This is a genomic window from Solidesulfovibrio sp., assembly GCF_029978005.1.
Lineage (GTDB): Bacteria > Desulfobacterota > Desulfovibrionia > Desulfovibrionales > Desulfovibrionaceae > Solidesulfovibrio.
The window spans coordinates 1-19,321 of the sequence record NZ_JARKOZ010000091.1; the positions used below are offsets into that span (position 1 = coordinate 1).

At 63.0% G+C, this 19,321-nt stretch carries 15 protein-coding genes; 4 read left to right on the forward strand and 11 right to left on the reverse strand.

Translation table 11 applies throughout. The features are described from left to right. Window positions 1-164: 164 nt before the first annotated feature. The 11 genes from Q1K70_RS10685 to Q1K70_RS10735 all read right to left on the reverse strand — a co-directional run bounded on the left by Q1K70_RS10685 (window position 165) and on the right by Q1K70_RS10735 (window position 15,109). Window positions 165-1,172, reverse strand: coding sequence for an NAD-dependent epimerase (locus tag Q1K70_RS10685; RefSeq protein WP_300158953.1), 1,008 nt, complete (start codon window positions 1,170-1,172; stop codon window positions 165-167). A gap of 64 nt (window positions 1,173-1,236) precedes the next feature. Then, on the reverse strand, window positions 1,237-2,091 hold the full coding sequence (locus Q1K70_RS10690; protein WP_300158956.1) for a slipin family protein: 855 nt from the start codon (window positions 2,089-2,091) through the stop codon (window positions 1,237-1,239). A 17-nt stretch (window positions 2,092-2,108) separates the two neighbouring features. Next, window positions 2,109-3,308, reverse strand: a complete 1,200-nt coding sequence (locus Q1K70_RS10695) for an NfeD family protein (RefSeq protein WP_300158958.1) — start codon at window positions 3,306-3,308, stop codon at window positions 2,109-2,111. A 118-nt stretch (window positions 3,309-3,426) separates the two neighbouring features. Further along, on the reverse strand, window positions 3,427-4,062 hold the full coding sequence (locus Q1K70_RS10700; RefSeq protein WP_300158961.1) for a hypothetical protein: 636 nt from the start codon (window positions 4,060-4,062) through the stop codon (window positions 3,427-3,429). Beyond that, entirely contained in the window at window positions 4,038-5,258 is a 1,221-nt protein-coding gene (gene coaBC, locus Q1K70_RS10705; RefSeq protein ID WP_300158964.1) for a bifunctional phosphopantothenoylcysteine decarboxylase/phosphopantothenate--cysteine ligase CoaBC, read from the reverse strand. Before coaBC ends, Q1K70_RS10700 begins: the two co-directional genes overlap by 25 nt. A 27-nt stretch (window positions 5,259-5,285) precedes the next feature. Further along, entirely contained in the window at window positions 5,286-6,155 is an 870-nt protein-coding gene (locus Q1K70_RS10710) for a pilus assembly protein PilZ (RefSeq protein ID WP_300158966.1), read from the reverse strand. A 292-nt stretch (window positions 6,156-6,447) separates the two neighbouring features. After that, a complete protein-coding gene (locus tag Q1K70_RS10715; protein ID WP_300158969.1) occupies window positions 6,448-7,251 on the reverse strand; it encodes a hypothetical protein in 804 nt (267 codons plus the stop codon). Then, the gene (gene gyrA / locus Q1K70_RS10720) at window positions 7,227-9,683 is read right to left on the reverse strand and encodes a DNA gyrase subunit A (RefSeq protein ID WP_300158971.1); all 2,457 of its coding nucleotides are present in this window, start codon (window positions 9,681-9,683) and stop codon (window positions 7,227-7,229) included. The genes Q1K70_RS10715 and gyrA overlap by 25 nt, the downstream gene beginning before the upstream one ends. 200 nt (window positions 9,684-9,883) lie before the next feature. Then, a complete protein-coding gene (gyrB, locus tag Q1K70_RS10725; RefSeq protein WP_300158974.1) occupies window positions 9,884-12,292 on the reverse strand; it encodes a DNA topoisomerase (ATP-hydrolyzing) subunit B in 2,409 nt (802 codons plus the stop codon). Beyond that, window positions 12,289-13,479: a DNA polymerase III subunit beta gene (gene dnaN / locus Q1K70_RS10730; protein WP_300158977.1), complete on the reverse strand. Its 1,191-nt coding sequence runs from the start codon at window positions 13,477-13,479 to the stop codon at window positions 12,289-12,291. The genes gyrB and dnaN overlap by 4 nt, the downstream gene beginning before the upstream one ends. Window positions 13,480-13,774: 295 nt before the next feature. Further along, window positions 13,775-15,109, reverse strand: a complete 1,335-nt coding sequence (locus tag Q1K70_RS10735; RefSeq protein WP_300158980.1) for a DnaA/Hda family protein — start codon at window positions 15,107-15,109, stop codon at window positions 13,775-13,777. A 211-nt stretch (window positions 15,110-15,320) separates the two neighbouring features. On the opposite strand from Q1K70_RS10735, the gene Q1K70_RS10740 reads away from it, so the two are divergent. The 4 genes from Q1K70_RS10740 (at window position 15,321) to pyrE (ending at window position 19,320) form a co-directional block, all read left to right on the forward strand. Then, the gene (locus tag Q1K70_RS10740) at window positions 15,321-16,487 is read left to right on the forward strand and encodes a homocysteine biosynthesis protein (protein WP_300158983.1); all 1,167 of its coding nucleotides are present in this window, start codon (window positions 15,321-15,323) and stop codon (window positions 16,485-16,487) included. 465 nt (window positions 16,488-16,952) lie between these two features. Then, on the forward strand, window positions 16,953-17,285 hold the full coding sequence (locus Q1K70_RS10745; protein WP_300158986.1) for a zinc ribbon domain-containing protein: 333 nt from the start codon (window positions 16,953-16,955) through the stop codon (window positions 17,283-17,285). Then, on the forward strand, window positions 17,282-18,583 hold the full coding sequence (gene purB / locus Q1K70_RS10750; protein ID WP_300158989.1) for an adenylosuccinate lyase: 1,302 nt from the start codon (window positions 17,282-17,284) through the stop codon (window positions 18,581-18,583). The genes Q1K70_RS10745 and purB overlap by 4 nt, the downstream gene beginning before the upstream one ends. 140 nt (window positions 18,584-18,723) lie before the next feature. Next, window positions 18,724-19,320 carry an orotate phosphoribosyltransferase gene (pyrE, locus tag Q1K70_RS10755; RefSeq protein ID WP_300158992.1) on the forward strand — a complete coding sequence of 199 codons (597 nt, stop codon included), beginning with the start codon at window positions 18,724-18,726 and terminating at the stop codon, window positions 19,318-19,320. Window position 19,321: the final 1 nt, after the last annotated feature.

Here is a 19,321-nt window from a genome sequence, read left to right on the forward strand (position 1 = left end):
TCCTCGTCCGGCAGGTTCGCTTCCGCGACCTGGCTCTGGATTTGCGTGAAGACCTTTTCGAGATCACGTTTCGTGGTCTGGAATTCCATCTCCCGAGTCCGTCCTTGAGGCGGTTTTCTAGTTTGTGGAAAAGTGGTTAGAGGACTGCCCGCAACATGTCAATATCAAGAGAGATAATATTCCCTGTACCATTCGATGAAACGGGCGATGCCGGTTTCCAGGGGGGTACCGGGCTGAAAACCGACGTCGCGAACAAGGTCGTCCACATTGGCCCGGGTCGCCGGTACGTCGCCGGGTTGCAGCGGCATCATGTGTTTGACGGCCTTCTTGCCCAGGGCTTCCTCGATGCATTCAATGAAACGCATGAGAGAGACGCTGTTGTTGTTGCCGATGTTGTAGAGTCTGTACGGCGCGACGCTGGAGCTGGGATCGGGCTGGGCCGGATTCCAATCGGGATTGGGAGAGGCGGTGTTGAGTGTGACACGGACCACACCTTCGACTATATCGTCGATATACGTGAAGTCGCGTTCCATGCGTCCTTCGTTGAAGACCTGGATCGGTTGGTCTTCAAGAATGGCTTTAGTGAATAAAAAGAGAGCCATGTCCGGTCGACCCCAGGGACCGTACACGGTGAAGAAACGCAGCCCCGTGCACGGCAGTCCGAAAAGATAGCTGTACGAATGGGCCATCAATTCGTTGGACTTCTTGGAGGCGGCATAAAGGCTTATGGGATGGTCCACATTGTCGTGCACGGAAAAGGGCATGGTCGTGTTGAGTCCGTACACGGAACTGGACGAAGCGAAAACAAAATGCTCCACGCTGTGGTGCCGGCAGTTCTCCAGAATATGGTAGTATCCAAGAACATTGGCGTTGATGTAGTCGTCCGGGTGGGTCAGGCTATGGCGCACCCCGGCCTGGGCGGCCAGGTTGACGACATGCGTGAAGCCGCCTGCGTCGAAGACGGCGTTTACGGCGGCACGATCGGCCATCTCGGCTTTCACGAAGGTGAATGACGGGTTCTGGCCGAGGATATTCAGGCGGTCCTGCTTGAGTTCGACGGAATAATAAGGGCTCAGGTTGTCGAGGCCGGTGACGGTATAGCCCATGGAAAGGAAGCGGCGACACAGATGGAAGCCGATAAATCCGGCCGCGCCGGTGACAAGGATGTTCATGGTTCCTTTGAGTGGCGGCTGCGAACTCGCGCTTTGCGAAGCGTTCTTGGCCCCGGCGGCGGGATCACGCGTCGCCGTCTTGAGTCGTGTCCTGCACGCTGGTTGTGGTTTCCGTGGCGGAGGTCGGCGTCAGGGAAGCGGCGCTCGGGGCTGGCTCGTTCCCGTCCTGTCCGCCGTGGGCTGGAACATGAAAAAAAGCCCGGATAAAATCAAGGGGAATGGGTAAAATTGTGGCGGCATGGCTCTCGGCGGCCATTTCGCGCATGGTCTGGAGGTAGCGCAGCTGCAGGGCCTCGGGCCGCACGGCGATGATCTCGGCGGCCTGGGCCAGGCGGGTGGAGGCCTGGAATTCGCCCTCGGCGTTGATGATCTTGGCCCGGCGTTCGCGTTCGGCTTCGGCCTGCTTGGCCATGGCCCGCTGCATCTCCTGGGGCAGGTCGATGTACTTGAGTTCGACGTTGGCCACCTTGATGCCCCAGGGGCCGGCGTGTTGGTCCAGGATGGACTGCACCTGTTCGTTGACCTTGTCCCGGTGGGCCAGGATCTCGTCGAGTTCCACGCCGCCGCAGACGCTGCGCAAGGTGGTCTGGGAAATCTGCGACGTGGCATACATGTAGTCCTCGACTTCGAGGATTGCCTTGATGGGGTCAACGACCCGGAAGTAGACCACGGCATTGACCTTGATGCTCACGTTGTCGCGGGTGATGACGTCCTGGTTGGGCACGTCCATGGCGAAGGTGCGCAACGACACCTTGATCATGCGGTCGATGACCGGGAAAAGGAGGATCAGGCCCGGGCCCTTGGCCCCGATGACGCGGCCGAGACGGAAGATGACGCCGCGTTCGTATTCGTTGAGCACCCGAAGCGAAGCCATGAGCAAAAAGACGACGATGGCCGCAAACGGCAGCAGGGCGAGCATAAAAGCCTCCCTCCGGATCAAGCCGGATTTCGGGTTTCTCCCTGGGCGGAGACGACGAGCAGCATGTCTTTGACAGCGACGACCACGACCGCGTCGCCCGTTTTTGGGGGCGGTGCGGCGGCATCGGGCCTGTCCAGGGCGGCGTTCCAAATTTCCCCGTGGACGAAGACCTTGCCGTTCGAACCGGCCCATTGACGGACTTCGGCGATGCTGCCCACAAGGGCCTGGACGCCCACCCGGGGCTTCAGGCGCTGCGCCTTGGCCAAAAGCCAGACAGCCGCGGAAAGCAGGGCGCACACGCCAAGCACCGTGGGCGCGATGAGACGCAAGGGCAGGGCGCTGACGCCGTCGTTTCGAAAAAGCAGCAAGGAGCCGATAAAAAGCGCCGCCAAGCCGGAAAGGCTCAGCAGGCCGTAGCTGGTGACATGGACTTCGAGCAGGAACAGGCCGCCGCCGAAAAGAAGCAGCAAGAGTCCGGCGGCATTGGTCGGCAGCACGGAGAGGGCGTACAGGGCCAGCAGGAGGCACAGGCCGCCCACCACGCCGGGCAGGATGACGCCCGGAGTGGAAAGCTCGAAAAAGACGCCGGCCACGCCGATGAGGAGCAGGATATAGGCGATTTGCGGATCGAGCAGCCAGGCCAGAAAAAAATGCCGCCAGGAGGGCTCGTGCGCGACGATGCGCAGTTGGGAAGGGGAAAAACGCACGTTGCCGTCCCCAGCGGGCAGGCCGCGCTTGCCTATCTGCTCCAGGAGATCGGCAGTGTCCGTGGCCAGGTAATCGACCACCCGCTCCCGAACCGCCTGGGCGGCGGTGCTCTTTTCCGCTTCGAGCACGGCGCGCTGGTACCAGGCGGCATTGCGGCCTGTGGCCTCGGCCAGGGAACGGATAAGGCTCGACAGGTCGTTTTTGACCTTCGTGTCCATGGTCTTGCCTATGTCCTCGCCGCCCACGGCCACGGGCGAGGCCGAACCGATGGTCGTTTGCGGGGCCATGGCGTTGACCTGGGCGGCGGCCATGAGGAACACGCCGGCCGAGGCGGCGCGCGCTCCGGACGGCGCGACGAAAAGGACGACGGGAACGGACGACTGGCGGATGGTCCTGACCATGCGACGCATGACCTCCACGCTGCCGCCGGGCGTGTCCAGGCGGACAAGGAGCATAAGCGCGCCGTCCTGGCCGGCCTGCTTCAAGGCCGCGTCCAGGAGGTCCGCCACGGCCGGAGAAATGGCTCCGTCAAGATCAAGGGAGACCACGACATGGGGGTGATCGACGGTCGACGCGACCGGAGGGGCGGCTAAAGCCGACGAAAAAAGGGAAAGGGTCAGGAGAAGACTACAAGGCAGCAAAACTCGCCACGACAGCATCCCAGACCTCCTTGTCGCTTTGAAGCAGGGTATCTGGATCTGGCAGGGACACTATCTTCATTTCCGACGGGAGGGAGTCCAAGTCAAGGGGCAACGTCGTTGCCGAGTCGTGAAAAAAGGCCACGGTACGAGGGCGGAAAAGGCGAATACCAGCCAGAAAGATGGCTTTGTCGCGTTCCAGGTCAGGGCTGTCAGGCAAATTCAGGGGCCAGAAAGCCACAAAATTCTTGCCGGCCAGGCCGCAGTCCTGCAGCAACCTGCGCCACATGGGGCCGCGCCGGGGGTCAGGCCGTCCGGTCATGTCCAGACCAAGGGCGGGGTACGTGATGACGAGAAGCGGCCGCGTCGGAGCCTTGGCGAAGATCGCCGGCCATGGGTCTGGCCAGGTGGCCGGATCGTCCCGCACCACGATGCGGGTCGGAGAAGGCGGGGCAGCTTCGACGACTTGCGGTTCCTGGTTGGCGGCTTGCTCGTGCGCGACAGCGGCCTCATCCGTCGCCTCAGAAGAGCGTGCCTCGGGATCGAGGTAGAAATAGCGGACCCCGGCCAGATGCCAGATGCGCAGGCGCTCGGGAACGTCTAGGACGGAATCGTGAAGTCCCATATCTTCCAGGCTATTTCCGGTTTGGGCAGGTTCTCCCAGGCTTCCTCGCGGCCGTCGGCGGCCAGGGCCAGGGCCGTGTTGCGGGAAGCGGCGAATCCAACGTCAACGCGGCCGATGGGATTGGCGATGATCACGTCGCAGTTTTTGCGCGTCAGCTTCCCCAGGGCGTTTTCCCGCAGATTGTCGGATTCGGCGCAAAAGCCCACCAGGGTCTGCCCAGGTGCCTTGGCCTTGCCCAGGGCGGCCAGGATGTCGCGGGTGGGGGAAAACACCAGGGGCGGGCCGCCGGTCGCGGCGTCTTTCTTGTATTTGCCGCCGCCGGGAAAAGGCTCCGGGGAAAAGTCGGCCACGGCGGCGGTCATGACGCCGTAGTCGCACTCCGGCCAGACCTCGAGGCAGGCTTCGTACATCTGGGCGGCCGAAGTCACGCCGATGGTACGTACCGTCTCCGGGAACCACCAGGAAACGGGACCGTGCACCACCGTGACGGACGCGCCGCGCAGCCAGGCGGCCATGGCCACGCACGCGCCCATGAGTCCGGTGGAAGGGTTGGACCAGAAACGGGCGGCGTCGAAATATTCGCGGGTGGGGCCGAGGTTGACCAGAACCTCCTTCCCGGCCAGATCCTGAGGGGTCAGGGCCTTGAGAATGGCCATGAGGATGGGGGTTTCCTCGGCCAGACGGCCCTGGCCGGATTCGCCGCAGGCCATGTCGCCGCATTCGGGCGCGACGGGAAGGATGCCGCGCGACAGGAGCGTATGCCAGTTGGCTTTGGTGGCCGGTGCGGCCCACAACCTGGGGTTCATGGCCGGAGCGACGATGACGGGCCCCTCAAAGGCCAGCAACTGGCAGCAAAGCAGATTGTCGGCCAGGCCGTGGGCCATGCGGGCAAGGGTATTGGCCGTGGCCGGGACCACGGCGAAGGCATGGGCCGCCTGGGCCGGGCCGAGGTGGGCGAAGGAGGCGACGCGGGTGTCGAACATGTCGGTCAAGACGGGGTCCGCGCCCAGGGATTCGAAGGAGAGCGGAGTGACGAACCGGCAGGCGGCCTCGGTCAGGGTGACGCCTACGGAAACGCCGGTTTCCAGAAGGCGGCGCATGAGGGAAATGGCCTTGAAGGCGGCGATGGAGCCGGTGACGCCGAGTTGCACCCGGCGGCCGTGGTAGCCGGTGAAGCGGCAGTGGGAATTGTTCATGAGGGAACCCCGCGAGCGGTAGTGGATTCAGCCGGCCAGGCCTTTGCTGCGGTAGAGTTCGATATGCCACTGGTAGATGCGTTGGGCCAGATCGTCGATGACATTGTCCATGATCTTGGACCACTCGACTTTGCCGGTTTCCAATTGCCGCACGCCATTGGCGATGAATTCCAGGCCCATGACGACGTCGCCGCTGATGGGGTCGCGCTGGACGTTGTTGATCTTGCTGACAAGCCAGTATTCCTGGCGTAATTTCGGGATTTCCTCGGTGAAAGTGGAAAAAAAGATGTAGCGGTCGCCTTTCTGTGGTTCGAGATGTTGTTCCTTGAGCAAAGGCCGTTTGAGAGAAAGCCGCAATCCGCCGGCGGAAAGGTTGTCGATGACGGCATGGTTGTTTTTGAAATGTCCGAACGCAACGGTGGGCTTGGAAATGTCGAAGCCGCCGCTGGAATCGTACTTCCAGATGGCAATATGAGAAAATTGTTCAAACTGCGGTTTCATGCGCAGGCTTTTTCGACGTTGCGCACCTTGCAGTCTGGTTGGAAAGGAAACGGCGATTTGCGGCAGTTTTTCTGGTTCTTGTCGTACTTTCAGAATAGTGGTCTGAAAATTATAAAAAATTTCACGATGTCTGTCTTCACGTTCAACAACACGGAAGAAACATATAATCTTTTGATTTATGAAATGCTCTTTGATATGGGAAAGTCCACTGAGTTCCAGAACGAGATTATTTGAATTGAGAGCAACTATTGTTCCGCTAATGCCCTTTAAACTGGAGAATCGTTCGTCGAATTGAATATGAATCTTCGATCGTTGCACCAACGCAAGATCGAGAATAGCCGCATATTTTTGCTTCTGCTGTTCTTCTTCCTTGGAGGAAGTCAGTTTCCGGAACATGTCGAGAACCATGGTGCGTCAAGTATCTGTGAAAAAATCGCACAGATGCGTTAAGGGTCGCAAACTCGAAAAAACCAATCCGCAAGAGGTTCTATGATACGGGCCAGGAACTCGGAAAGGTTATGCTGGAAAATCGCGACTTCCGCCAGGGGGATTCCGACAATAATCAGCTAAAATAAATAAATTCTGCATGTTACGAAAATGTGAGAAAAAAGATGGAAACAAAGGTCAAAGGGGCGAAGGAAAAGGATAATCAAGGGGACCCGGTAGGTATTATGTGAATTTACTCCAACTAATTATTTTTTTTGATTTTCTTTTCAATGACCAGGGAATTGGGATAAATGCCCAACAAAGAGGCGTAAATACGGTCGGCCTCATCCGTTTGCCGCCTGGCTTCGAGAATCGAAGCCAGGAAAAAACCGGCCCTGGCCCGGAGTTTTTGGGGAGTGCCCGGGTTGTCGTAGAGCGAACGCAAGAGCGCCTCGGCCTTGTCCGAGGCATCGAGTTGCAAATAGAGCAATGCCAATCGAAAATGGAGTTGCGCAAGCACCGAAGCATCGGTTTCCAAAGAAACGGCTTGTTGGAGTAATGCCGTCGCGCCGGAAAGATCGTTGGCGTCGATTTTGGATTGCAGCAAGACATCCATGGCCTCGGCGCGGAAAGTGGAAGACAGCGCTTCTCTCTTGAGCAATTTTTCCAGAAGCTTGGAGGCATGCTCGTAATCGCGAAGGGCAAGGCGAATGCGGGCGGCGCGCAGCCCGATGTCCGGACCGACATCGGGATCGGAGCCGAATTCGAGGAAAGCGGTTTCCAGGATGGTCGCCGCCTTGGCCGGGGCGTTTCTGGCGAACTGGTTGACGTCGGCGAGTCGTTGCCAGGCTTCGAGGCGTCCTTTCCCGATCGGATAGGCTTGCAGATAATTCTGGTACCCGGTTTCCGAGGCAAGGTAGTCGCCGTCGATGAAGGCCGTCCTGGCGGCGGTGAGAGCGGCGTTTTCCGCGTCCTGGGCCTGATCGCGGCAGCCGGCCTGGCAGCAGAGGAAAAGCGCCAGGCCGGCAAAAGCCGCGAGGTTTAAGAAGCGTCGGAAGGCGGGCACTGGGTGGGATCGTTGGGATCGACCAGGTCGAAGCCGGTCACCGTGACGTCGTCCTCCATGCGCACGAGCATGACGCCTTGGGTGGCGCGGCCCACGGAGCTGATGCCGGAAACCGACAGCCGGATGATCTTGTTGGCGGAGGTCAGAAGCAGCAGCTCGTCGTCGGGGTTGACCATGACCGCGCCGATGACCTGGCCGGTCTTGGGCGTCACGCGCATGTTGATGACGCCGAGGCCGCCGCGGTTGCGCACCGGATAATGCTCGATGCTGGTGCGCTTGCCGTAGCCGTTGGCCGATATGGTCAGCACCTCGTCGCGGCCGTTGCCGGTCATGATGACGCCGGCGGCCACGCGGTCGGCCCCTTTAAGCGCAATGCCCTTGACGCCGGCGGCGGCGCGGCCCGTGGGCCGGATGCCGGAGATGTGGAAGCGGTTGGACAGGCCTTGCTGGGTGGCCAGCAGCACCTCGGCGGCATCGTCGATCTCCTTGACCGTGAGCAGTTCGTCGCCTTCCTTGAGGGTGACGGCGATGATGCCCGTGCTGCGGCAGTTCTTGTACAGGTCGGTGCAGGAGCGCTTGACCATGCCGCGCTTGGTCACGAACAGGAAATAGCGCTCGAAGGAGAATTCGCGGATGGCCAGGGCCGTGGCCACGAACTCCTCTTTGTCCATGGGGAGCAGGTTGGCGATGTGCGCGCCCTTGGCCGTGCGCTGTCCCTCGGGAATCTGGTGCACGGGCAGCATGAACATGCGGCCGAGGTTGGTGAAGAGCAGCAGCTGCTGGTGGTTGGTGGTGGCGCAGAAGGACTGGACGAAGTCGTCGGCCGAGGTGGACACGCCGGCCACGCCCTTGCCGCCGCGCTTTTGCTGCTGGTAGTTGTCGATCTTGGTGCGCTTGATGTAGCCGCGCCGGGAGAGGGTGATGACCACGTCCTCGTCGGGAATGAGGTCGAGGATGTTGATGCCTTCCAGATCCTCGAGGATTTCGGTCTTGCGCGGCGTGGCGTAGCGTTCCTTGATTTCCCTGATCTCGTCGCGGATGACGCCGCGAAGGACCTCCTCGTTTTCGAGGATGGAACGCAGGTATTCGATGAGTTTGATGAGTTCGTTGTACTCGTCGATGAGCTTCTGGCGCTCCAGGTTGGTCAGGCGCTGCAGGCGCATGTCGAGGATCGCCTGGGCCTGGCGCTCGGACAGGGAGAAGCGCTCCATGAGCCGTTCCCGGGCTTCCACCACGGTCTTGGAGGAACGGATGATGGAGACGACCTCGTCGATGTTGTCCAGCGCGATGCGCAGGCCCTCGAGGATGTGGGCGCGCTCCTCGGACTTGCGCAGGTCGAAGGCCGTGCGCCGCAGGACCACTTCCCGACGGTGGGACAGGAAGTGCTCCAGGACCTGCTGGATGTTGAGGGTGGCCGGCCGGTTGTCGGCCACCACCATCATGTTGATGCCGAACGAGGTCTCGAGCGGCGTGTACTTGTACAGGGCGTTTATGACGATGTCCGGGATGACGCCCTTTTTCAGGTCGAGGACGATGCGGATGCCCTTGCGGTCGGACTCGTCGCGCAGGTCGGACACGCCCTCGATGCGGCCGTCGTTAATAAGCGCCGCGATCTTTTCCACCAGCGAGGACTTGTTGAGGGCATAGGGAATCTGCCGGATGACCACGGCCTGCAGATCCTTCTTGCGGTCCTCGATCTCGACCTTGCCCCGGATCTTGATGGTGCCGCGACCGGTGGTGTAGGCCTCCATAAGGCCCTTGCCGCCGTAAATGGAAGCGCCGGTGGGGAAATCCGGGCCTTTGATCAGGCCGATGATCTCCTTGACGTCGCAATGGGGGTTGTCGAGCTGGTGGAGCAGGCCGTCGCACAATTCGCCCAGGTTGTGGGGCGGAATGTTGGTGGCCATGCCCACGGCGATGCCCGAGGAGCCGTTTAAGAGCAGGTTCGGCACCTTGGTCGGCAGGACCGCGGGTTCGTTCAAGGAGTTGTCGTAGTTGGGCCGAAAGTCGACGGTCTCCTTTTCGATGTCGGCCAGGAATTCCCCGGCCAGGCGGGACATGCGCACTTCGGTGTATCGCATGGCCGCCGCGGCGTCGCCGTCGATGGAGCCGAAGTTGCCCTGGCCGTCCACGATGGGGTCGCGCATGGAAAAATCCTGGGCCATGCGCACCAAGGCGTCGTACACGGACTGGTCGCCGTGGGGGTGGTATTTACCGATGACGTCGCCGACGACGCGGGCGGATTTCTTGTACGGCCGGTTGAACGAGTTGGACAGCTCGTGCATGGCGAAAAGGATGCGCCGGTGCACGGGCTTGAGTCCGTCGCGCACGTCCGGGATGGCCCGGCCGATGATGACGCTCAAGGAGTATTCCAGATAGGACTTCTTGAGCTCTTCCTCGATGTTGATCACGTTGCTCACAGTATGCTCCATGGGTATGCGGATGCCTCCGGCGGCCAGGGGCTCGGCCCCTGGACCCCGCCGGGGGGATCATCCCCCCGGACCCCCGGCAAGGGGCAATGGTCGGCGATGGACATCAAAATGGCCTCTCGCCCCTAAACCCCCTTGAAAAGTCTTTGGAAGGGGGTTTGGGGGAAACCTTTCTTCAGAAAGGTTTCCCCCAATCTTCAATTTTAAATATCCAACTCCCGCACCGACAGCGCGTTGCGTTCGATGAAGTCGCGGCGACCTTCGACCTTTTCGCCCATGAGCTGGGAGAAGATGTCGTTGGCTTCGCCGGCGTCGTCGATGGAGACCTGAAGGAAACTGCGCTTTTCCGGGTTCATGGTGGTTTCCCAGAGCTGTTCCGGGTTCATTTCGCCCAGGCCCTTGTAGCGCTGGATGTTGATGCCCTTTAAGGCGTCGTCCATGAGGGCCTTGTAGAGGTCGAAGAAGCCGGTGACTTCGCGGGATTCCTCCTTGCGGGCGATGCGCAGGGGCAGCTCCGGGCAGTCGGCCAGGAGTTGGCCGTAGGTCTCGTGGGCGCGGCGGTAGATCTTGGAGCTGAAGAACTCCACGGCGATGCGGTGCCGGGCCTGGTTCTGGCTGATGAAGACCGCGAACAGGCGCTTTTCGTCCTCGAGCTCCTCGGTCTCGATCTCCAGGTGGTAGCCTTTCTCGGCCAGGTAGGCGGTCAGGGCCGGGGACACGGCGTCGCCGGCGAAGTCGGACGGCGCCAGGCGGGCGTAGCCGAGCAGCGCCGTCAGCAGGTCGTCGGGCAGGCCGTAGCTGGCCGCCTCGTGGATGCGCGCCTCCAGGAACCGGATGCGGTCGAGCAGGCCGGTCAGTTCTTCGCCAGCGAAGGCTTTTTCGCCGGACGAAACGGTCACGTCCTGGCCGATGCGGCTCATGAGGAACTGGGAGAGCTCCTCGTCGTCCTTGATGAAGCGCTCGAAGTCGCCCTTGAACACGCGGTAGAGCGGCGGCTGGGCGATGTAGATGTAGCCGCTTTGGAGAAGCTTCTCGTAGCGCCGGTAGAAGAAGGTGAGGAGCAGGGTGCGGATGTGCGCGCCGTCCACGTCGGCGTCGGTCATGATGACGATCTTGTGGTAGCGCAGGCGGGCGTAGTTCTCCGCTTCCTTCTCCTCGTTCTCGTCGTCGCCCATGCTGGGGGTGGGTCCCATGGCGGTGATGAGGTTTCGGATTTCCTTGTTGCCGAGCATCTTGTCCGTGCGGGTGCGCTCGACGTTGAGGATCTTGCCGCGCAGGGGCAAAATGGCCTGGAAGCGCGGGTCGCGCCCCTGCTTGGCCGAGCCGCCGGCCGAGTCGCCCTCGACGATGAAGAGCTCGGATTCCTCGGGGTTCTTGCTCTGGCAGTCGGCGAGCTTGCCGGGCAGGGAATGGTCGGAGAGCGCCCCCTTGCGGCGCACCAGCTCCTTGGCCTTGCGCGCGGCCTCGCGGGCCCTGGCCGCGTCCACGGCCTTTTCCACGATGGCCTTGGCGTCCTTGGGGTTTTCCTCGAAGTGGACGTTGATGGCCTCGAAGACGACCTTGGCCACGATGCCGGCCACTTCGGAGTTGCCGAGCTTGGTCTTGGTCTGGCCCTCGAACTGCGGGCTGGGGAGCTTGACGGAGACCACGGCGGTCAGTCCCTCGCGCACGTCGTCGCCGGTCAGCTTCTGCTTGAACTTCTTGGGGATGTCCGCCTTCTCGATGTAGACGTTGATGGCGCGCGTCAGCGCCGTCTTGAAGCCGGCCAGGTGCGTGCCGCCCTCGCGGGTACGGATGTTGTTGGCGAAGGTGAGGACTTCTTCCTTGTAGTTGGCGTTGTACTGCAGGGCGAAGTCCGTGACCACGCCGTCGATCTCGCCCAGGCCCTCGATGATGTCGTGGATGGGCTGCTCGCCGGCGTTGAGGTCGGCCACGAACCGCTTGAGGCCGCCGTCGAAGCGGTAGGTCACGCGTTCGTTCGTGCGTTCGTCGCGAAAATCGATCTCCAGGCCCCGGTTCAAATAGGCCAGTTCCTCGAAGCGCTTGGCCAGGGTCTCGTGGGAGAACTGGTTGGTCTCGAAGATCTCGTCGTCGGGCTTGAAGCGCACGGTGGTGCCGGTGGATTCGGCCTCGCCGATGACGGTGAGCTTGGTGACGGGCACGCCGCGCTCGTAGCGCTGGTGGTGCCTCTGGCCGCCCCGGCGCACCGTGACCTCGAGGTATTCCGACAGGGCGTTGACCACGGACACGCCGACGCCATGCAGGCCGCCCGAAACCTTGTAGGTCTCGTTGTCGAACTTGCCGCCGGCGTGCAGCACGGTCATGACGACCTCGACCGCCGGCCGGTGCTCCTTGGGATGCATGTCCACGGGGATGCCGCGGCCGTTGTCCGAGACGGTCACGGAGTTGTCCAGGTGGATGGTCACGGTGATGCGGTCGCAAAAACCGGCCATGGACTCGTCGATGGAGTTGTCCACGACTTCGTAGACCAGGTGGTGCAGGCCCCGGTAATCCGTCGAGCCGATGTACATGGCCGGGCGCTTGCGCACGGCCGACAGGCCCTCGAGAACGGTGATGGAACTGGCGTCGTACGACGTCTTGTCCTGACTCATGCGATGTCTTCCTCGCTATAATACGTCTCTTCCACAATCTTCATGGGCATGATGATGACCAGGCAGTCGGCGTCCTCGTCGCCGGTGATGCCGCAGGGGCCCTCTGCTCCGGTCAGCGTCAGGGTCACGCGGGGGGAGTGGAAATGCCCGAGGATGTCGATGATGTCCTTGGTGGGGAAGGCCACCTTCTCGAGGTCTCCCGAGAAGGCGCATTCCAGCGTTTCCGTGGCCTCGCCGGCCTCCTGGCCCTGGCTGCGCAGCGAAAGCTCGTTTGGGCCCTCGAACAGGAAGTAGGCGCAGCGATTGTTGTCCGTGTTGAAGATGGCCACGCGCTCCAGGGCGTCGATAAGCTCCAGGCGGTCGATGGACAGCGTGGACACGCCCTCGGTCGTGAGCTTGGAAACGAAGGTGTTGTAATCCGGATATTGGTAATAGCTCAAGGGCAGGCTGAAGGTCTCGATTTTCGGCGCGGCCTCCTCGTCGGCCGCATCCTTTTGCTGGGTGCGGAAGAAAAGCCGCTTCTGGCTGATGGCCAGCTCGATCTCGTCGGCCGTGAGCCAGCGCTTGAGTTCGGCCACGTACTTCTTCTGGATGAGGATGCCCTCGGCCGGGAGCAGGGCGTGGACGTCGTCGTTGAGAAACCCGACCAGGGAAAACTGGTGGCCGTTGAGGCCGCAGACTTCCACCTTGGCCTCGGCCGCGGGCTTGAGGAACATGCAGGCCATGGCCTCCATGGTGTCCTCGTCGGAGATGCAGTAGGCCACGCGGTCGATGAGCTCCTGGAGGAAGTCGCCGGACCAGGTGACGGCCTCGGCCGCCGGGAAGGGCGAGAAGCTCTGGAACCAGTTGCGGTCGGACACGGGCAGCTTGTAGCGGCGCGTGCCCTGCTTGATGAGCAGGTTGCCCGAGGCGGCGTCCAGGGTGAGGCCGATCTCGCCGGGGGGGAGCTTCCTGACCAGTTCGAAGAAGTTCTTGCCCTGCACGCCGCAAAGGCCCTCCTCGGTGACCTTGGCCGCGTACTGGCCGGTGAATTCGAGGCTCGAGTCCGTGGACAGGATGCGCAGCACGCCCGAGGCGGCCTCGAGCCAGATGGTGCGCAAAAACGCCGCCCCGGTCTTGGCCGGGATGATGGCCGACGATTTCTGCAGGCCGTCGATGATGTCGTTGCGGAAAACCTTCAGTTGCATGGGCGTCTCCTTGGCCGGCGCGCCAGCGCGCCTCTCGTGCTCTTGGGGAAGTGGCGAAACGGGGCGGGGGAAAAGCCTCCGGCGGCCGAAGGGCCGACGCTCCCCGGGTGCCCGTTCCGGGAAATTCGAAGTTGAGGAGGTATTATTCCTCTTGGATGGAAAAGAAGGTTTGTGGGATCAGTAGAGGGGGGGCCGTATGTCGCTTTTCCATGTACCATTTTGTTTTTACTCATAAAAAAAAGGAATTCCCTGGGAACGGCCAAGGCGCGGGGGAACAGCCGCGGGCCCTGCGGGGTCAAGACGGCGCGCCTTGGCGGCATTTTTTCGCCAATTGCCGGAAAAGAAGTTTCGTTTCTCTGTCATCATCCTGAATTTTTTGAAACTTTCTGATGGAGTACAGGACCGTGCTGTGGTCCTTGCCGCCGAAGACCTTGCCAAGCGCCGGGTAGGACATGCCGAGCAGGGTGCGGCAAAGGGTCATGGCCGCCTGTCTGGCGAAGACGAGCTCCTTGCGCCGCGACTGGCCGACGAGATCGGCCACGGCCAGGGAAAAATGCTCGGCGCACACGGCCAGGATGCGCTCGGGCGTCAGTTCCGGCAGGGCCTGGTCCTCGGACAGGCGGACGTGCTTGTTGAACTCGGCCTCGGTGAGTTCCTTGCCGCCGTGGCGGCGGAAGGCCTCGATGCGAAGGAGCACCCCTTCGAGCTGGCGGAAGCCGTCGAACCGGCTGGCCAGGGTGACGACCTGGTCCCGGGCCAGGCCCAGGCGCTTCTCGCGGTTGGCCGTCTCGACAGAGGCGATGCGCACGTCGAGGTCCGGGGCCTTGAGGTGGACCATGAGCCCCCATTCCAGGCGCGACTTGAGGGTCGGGGAGAAGAAGTCGCAGGCGCCCACCCGCTCGCGGCTGGAAAAGACCATCTGCTTGCCGGCGTCGTGGAAGGCGTTGAAAAGGACCACCAGCTCCTGCTCCAGTTCCGGCATGCGCTTGAGGTCGGTCAACTCGTCGATGAAGAGCCATTGGCTCGAGGCGATGGCCGCCCGGGCCTCGTGGCGGTTGGCCCCGGCGTCGGCGAAGCGGTTCTGGATGTCGGCCAGGGAACCGAAAAAGACGGATTTCGTCGGGTGCAGCCGGGCGGCGGCGTTGGCCATGGCGCGCAGCAGATGGGACTTGCCCGAGCCGGGCGGACCGCAGACCAGGAAGGGGTTGTAGCGCACCTCGCCGTCCTGGGCCGCTTCCCGGGCCAGGGCCAGGGGGAAGTGGTTCTTCTCGTTGGCCAGGAAGGTGTCGAAGGTGAAGCGGTGGCCGAAGGGGAAATCCGCAGCCGCCGTGGGCAATTCCAGGGGCGCCGCGGCGTGGCCGTTGCCGCCGGTGCGGTTCTGGTAATGCACGGCGTAGCCCGGGCCGAGGAACTGGCGGACTTCCTTCTCGAAGAGCTCCTTGGCCGAGGCCTCGAACCAGGCGGCGAAGTAGGCGTGAGGAAAGCGGACGCGGCAGGATCGATCCGATTCGCTGACCGAAAGGTCAAGGGGATCGAACCAGCGGCGCAGTTCCTGCTCGGGGCAGGTGCGCGCGAGGTGCTGGCGGAAATCGTCCTTGAGCACGCCTTCACCGGAAGCGGTCAGGGGCATGGGCGGCATCCGACCGGTACAAATTGTTTCGTCATATCGGTATGTTGTAAAGAGGACCCCGGACCCCTCCCCAAGGTCGCGAGGAAAGTCCTTCATAGCCCATTTCGCCTCTGAAGCCAAGGGGAAGCCCGGCTGTGTTGCCATCGGGCCTAAAATGGGCCAAGAAAAGCGCCTGCCGGCCGCGCCGACGCGGCCAGGAGGGGGGATCGGCATGAGCCACGAGGTGAAAAAAACCGTCGCCGAGATCAACCGGCGCATCGAGCAGGGCAAGGCCGTGGTGCTCACGGCCGCCGAAATGGTCGAGACCGTCCGCCGGCTGGGCAAGGTCAAGGCGGCCAAGGAAGTGGACGTGGTGGCCACGGGCACCTTCTCGCCCATGTGCTCCTCGGGCATGCTGTTCAACTTCGGCCAGGAGCCGCCGGTCATCAAGGCGCAAAAGGTCCGGCTCAACAACATCCCGTGCCATGCCGGCCTGGCCGCCGTGGACGCCTATCTCGGCGCGACGGAGCTTCCCAAGGAAGATCCCCTCAACAAGATCCACCCCGGCCGCTTCAAGTACGGCGGGGCCCACGTCATCGAGGATCTGCTGCGCGGCAAGGCCGTGCGCCTGGCCTGCGAGGCCTACGGCACGGACTGCTACCCGCGCCGGGAGCTCGACAAGGACGTGACCCTGGCCCAGCTCAAGTACGCGGCGCTGCTTAACCCGCGCAACTGCTACCAGAACTACAATGTGGCCGTGAACCTCACCAGCCGCATCGTCTACACCTACATGGGGCCGCTCAAGCCCAACGCCCGCAACGCCAACTTCGCCACGGCCGGCGAGCTGTCGCCGCTTTTCAACGATCCGTATTTGAAGACCATAGGCCTTGGCACCCGCATCTTCCTCGGCGGCGGCGTGGGCTACGTCATCGGCGCGGGCACCCAGCACGATCCCCGACCCAAGCGCAACGAACGGGGCATCCCGCTGTCCGCCTCGGGCACGCTCATGCTCAAGGGCGATATGAAGGGCATGAACCCGCGCTACGTCCGGGCCGTGTCCATCCTCGGCTACGGCGTGTCCCTGGCCGTGGGCGTGGGCATCCCCATTCCCGTTTTGAACGAGGACATGGCCTTTTTCACCGGCGTGTCCGACGCGGACATCCAGATGCCGGTCAAGGACTACGGGCACGACTATCCCAACGGCGTCGGCCGGGTGCTCGGCTACGTCACCTACGCCGAATGCCGCTGCGGCGAGGTGATGATCAACGGCAAGCCGACCCAGGCCGTGCCCATGACCAGCCTGACCATGTCCCTGGAAGTGGCCGAGACGCTCAAGAGTTGGCTGCAGCAAGGAAAATTTCTGCTGACCGAGCCCGTGGAGCCCATCGAATCGCACTGAGGCGGCGGCTTCGCCCGGCGGAACGCGGCCGGGCGGACTGTTTCGCCGCTCTGGCGGGCTGGACAAGCGTCCCGTATTGGGATACGGCATCGGGTTCTTTCACCCGACAGGAGGAAACCACCATGGCCAAGCATAAGAAGCACGAACGCCACAAGGAACTGGACCGCCGCCGCAAGCGCCGCAAGGAGCGCCTCAAGGAGCGCGTTCGTCAGGCCATCGCCGCCAAGAAAGCCTAAGCGCCGCGTCCCTGAAATTCGCGCCGGCGGATTTCGCGATAATATGACGTGTTCTATTATTTGCTGAAAAATGTCGCCATGTGTTTCGAGGGACGCCCAGGCCTGTTCCTTGCTTCCAGTTTCCCGTCCCGCGCGGGGACGGCGACCCGGATTTATTGCGACGCGTACGCCGACCGGGCAGGGGACCTTCCTTGCCCGGCCTTGCGCATCATTCCCTGGGGGGCCTCCCATGCCCTTGTATGAATACGAATGCCCCGACTGCGGTCGCGTGTTCGAGGAGCTGCGCCGCGCCGGCGACGAGTCCCCGGCGACGTGCCCCGAGTGCGGCGTCGCGGCCGGACGCATCGTCTCCCTTTCCGCCTTCGCCCTCAAAGGCCAAGGCTTCTACGCCACAGATTACGTCAAGCGACGCCCCGGCTCCTTCCAGAAGGACGGCAAGGGCACGATAAAGGGCACGGAAGTGCCCGTGCCCCAGCTCGCCCGCGATCCCTCGGTCCCCCTGCCCAAGGCGGAGGACGAGGAGGACGAGGCGGGCGGGGGACACGCCAAGGAGGGCGCATGATCGAGCGCTATACCCGCAAGGCCATGGGCGCGCTGTGGTCCCAGGAAAACCGCTTCGCCGCCTGGCTCGAGGTGGAGATCGCCGTGTGCGAGGCCTGGGCCGAACTCGGCCGCATCCCGGCCGCGGACATGGCCGCCATTCGCGCCAAGGCCGGATTCGACGTGGCCCGCATCCTCGAGATCGAGGAGACCACCCGCCACGACGTCATCGCCTTTCTCACCGCCGTGGAGGAACGCGTGGGCCCGCCGGCCCGCTTCATCCACCTCGGCTGCACCTCCTCGGACATCGTGGACACCGCCAACGGCCTGCTCCTCGGCCGGGCCGGCGACGTGACGCTCGATACCATCGACGGGCTGCTCGCGGTCATCAAGGACCTGGCCATGCGCTTCAAGGGCCAGCTCATGATCGGCCGCACCCACGGCATCCATGCAGAGCCCTTGAGCTTCGGCATGAAGATGGCCTCCTTCTACGCCGAGTTCACCCGCCACCGCGAGCGCGTGGCCGTGGCCACGGCGGGCGTGAAGGTGGGCAAGATTTCCGGGGCCGTGGGCGGCTACGCCCACCTCGATCCCCGTGTGGAGTCCATCGCCCTGGCCCGCCTGGGCCTGGCCGTGGACCCGGTTTCCACGCAGATCGTGCAGCGCGACCGCCATGCCGCCTTCTTCACCTCCCTGGCGCTTCTGGCCGGGGGCGTGGAGCGCATGGCCACCGAGTTGCGCCATCTCCAGCGCACCGAGGTGCTCGAGGCCGAAGAGGGCTTCGCCAAGGGCCAGAAAGGCTCCTCGGCCATGCCCCACAAGAAGAACCCCATCTCCGCCGAGAACATCTGCGGTCTCTCGCGCCTGGTGCGCACCAACGCCCTGGCGGCCATGGAGAACATGGCGCTTTGGCACGAGCGCGACATCTCGCATTCCTCCGTGGAACGCGTCATCATGCCCGATTCCACCATCCTGGCCGACTACACCGTGGCCCGGCTGACCGGCATCCTCAAAAACCTCAAGGTCAACCCCGACAACATGGCCCGCAACATGATGGCCTCCTACGGGCTTTTCTATTCCCAGCGCGTGCTTCTGGCGCTTATCGAGACGGGCATGGACCGCCAGAAGGCCTACGAGGCCGTGCAGCGCGTGGCCATGGCCTGCTGGGAGGGCCGCAAGTCCTTTCCCGACGCTGTGCGCGCCGACGCCGCCATCGGTGAAAAACTGTCTCCGGCGGCGCTGGACGCGCTCTTCGACCCGAACTACTATCTCGCCCACGAGGACCTGATCTACGGTCGGGTCTTCGGCGCGGCGTCCTGACTCCGGGCGCGGCGTCCAAGGAAGATACAACCCGGCTGCGGGCGCATTTTTTCGCCTCTTCCCCCGGCCGGGGCGCGGAATCACTTTTCAAACCGGGCCGCCTTTTGTATGGGGATGAAAAGGGGCACGCGGGGAGTTCCATGTCCTTTCCAATCGAAGGTCAGGACGCCGCCGTCATGCGCGGCCGTCTGGCCAGCCTGCTTCTCGAGAAATCCTATAGGGCCGGCGAGGTCGTTTTGACCTCGGGCCGCAAGAGCGATTATTATTTCGACTGCAAGCAGACCGCGCTCCACCCCGAAGGGGCCTGGCTCATCGGCAACCTGCTGTTCGACCTCCTGCCGGCCGACGTGGTCGGCGTCGGCGGCATGACCCTCGGGGCCGATCCCCTGGTCACGGCCGTGAGCCTGGTTTCGTTCTTGCGCGGCCGGCCCCTGCCGGCGTTTATCGTGCGCAAGGCGGCCAAGGGCCACGGCACCAACCAGTTCCTGGAGGGGCTTTCCAACTTCGCCCCCGGAGCCAGGGTGGCCTTGCTCGAGGACGTGGTCACCACGGCCGGCACGCTTTCGACGGTCATCGACCGGGTGGTCGATGCCGGGCTCACGGTGGGGGCCGTGGTCACGGTCCTCGACCGCAAGGAAGGCGGGACCGAGCTTTTGGCCGAGCGCGGCTATCCGCTGCTGTCGGTCTTCACCCGCGACGCGCTCCTTGCCGCGGCCAACCCGCAACAGGCGTCCTGAC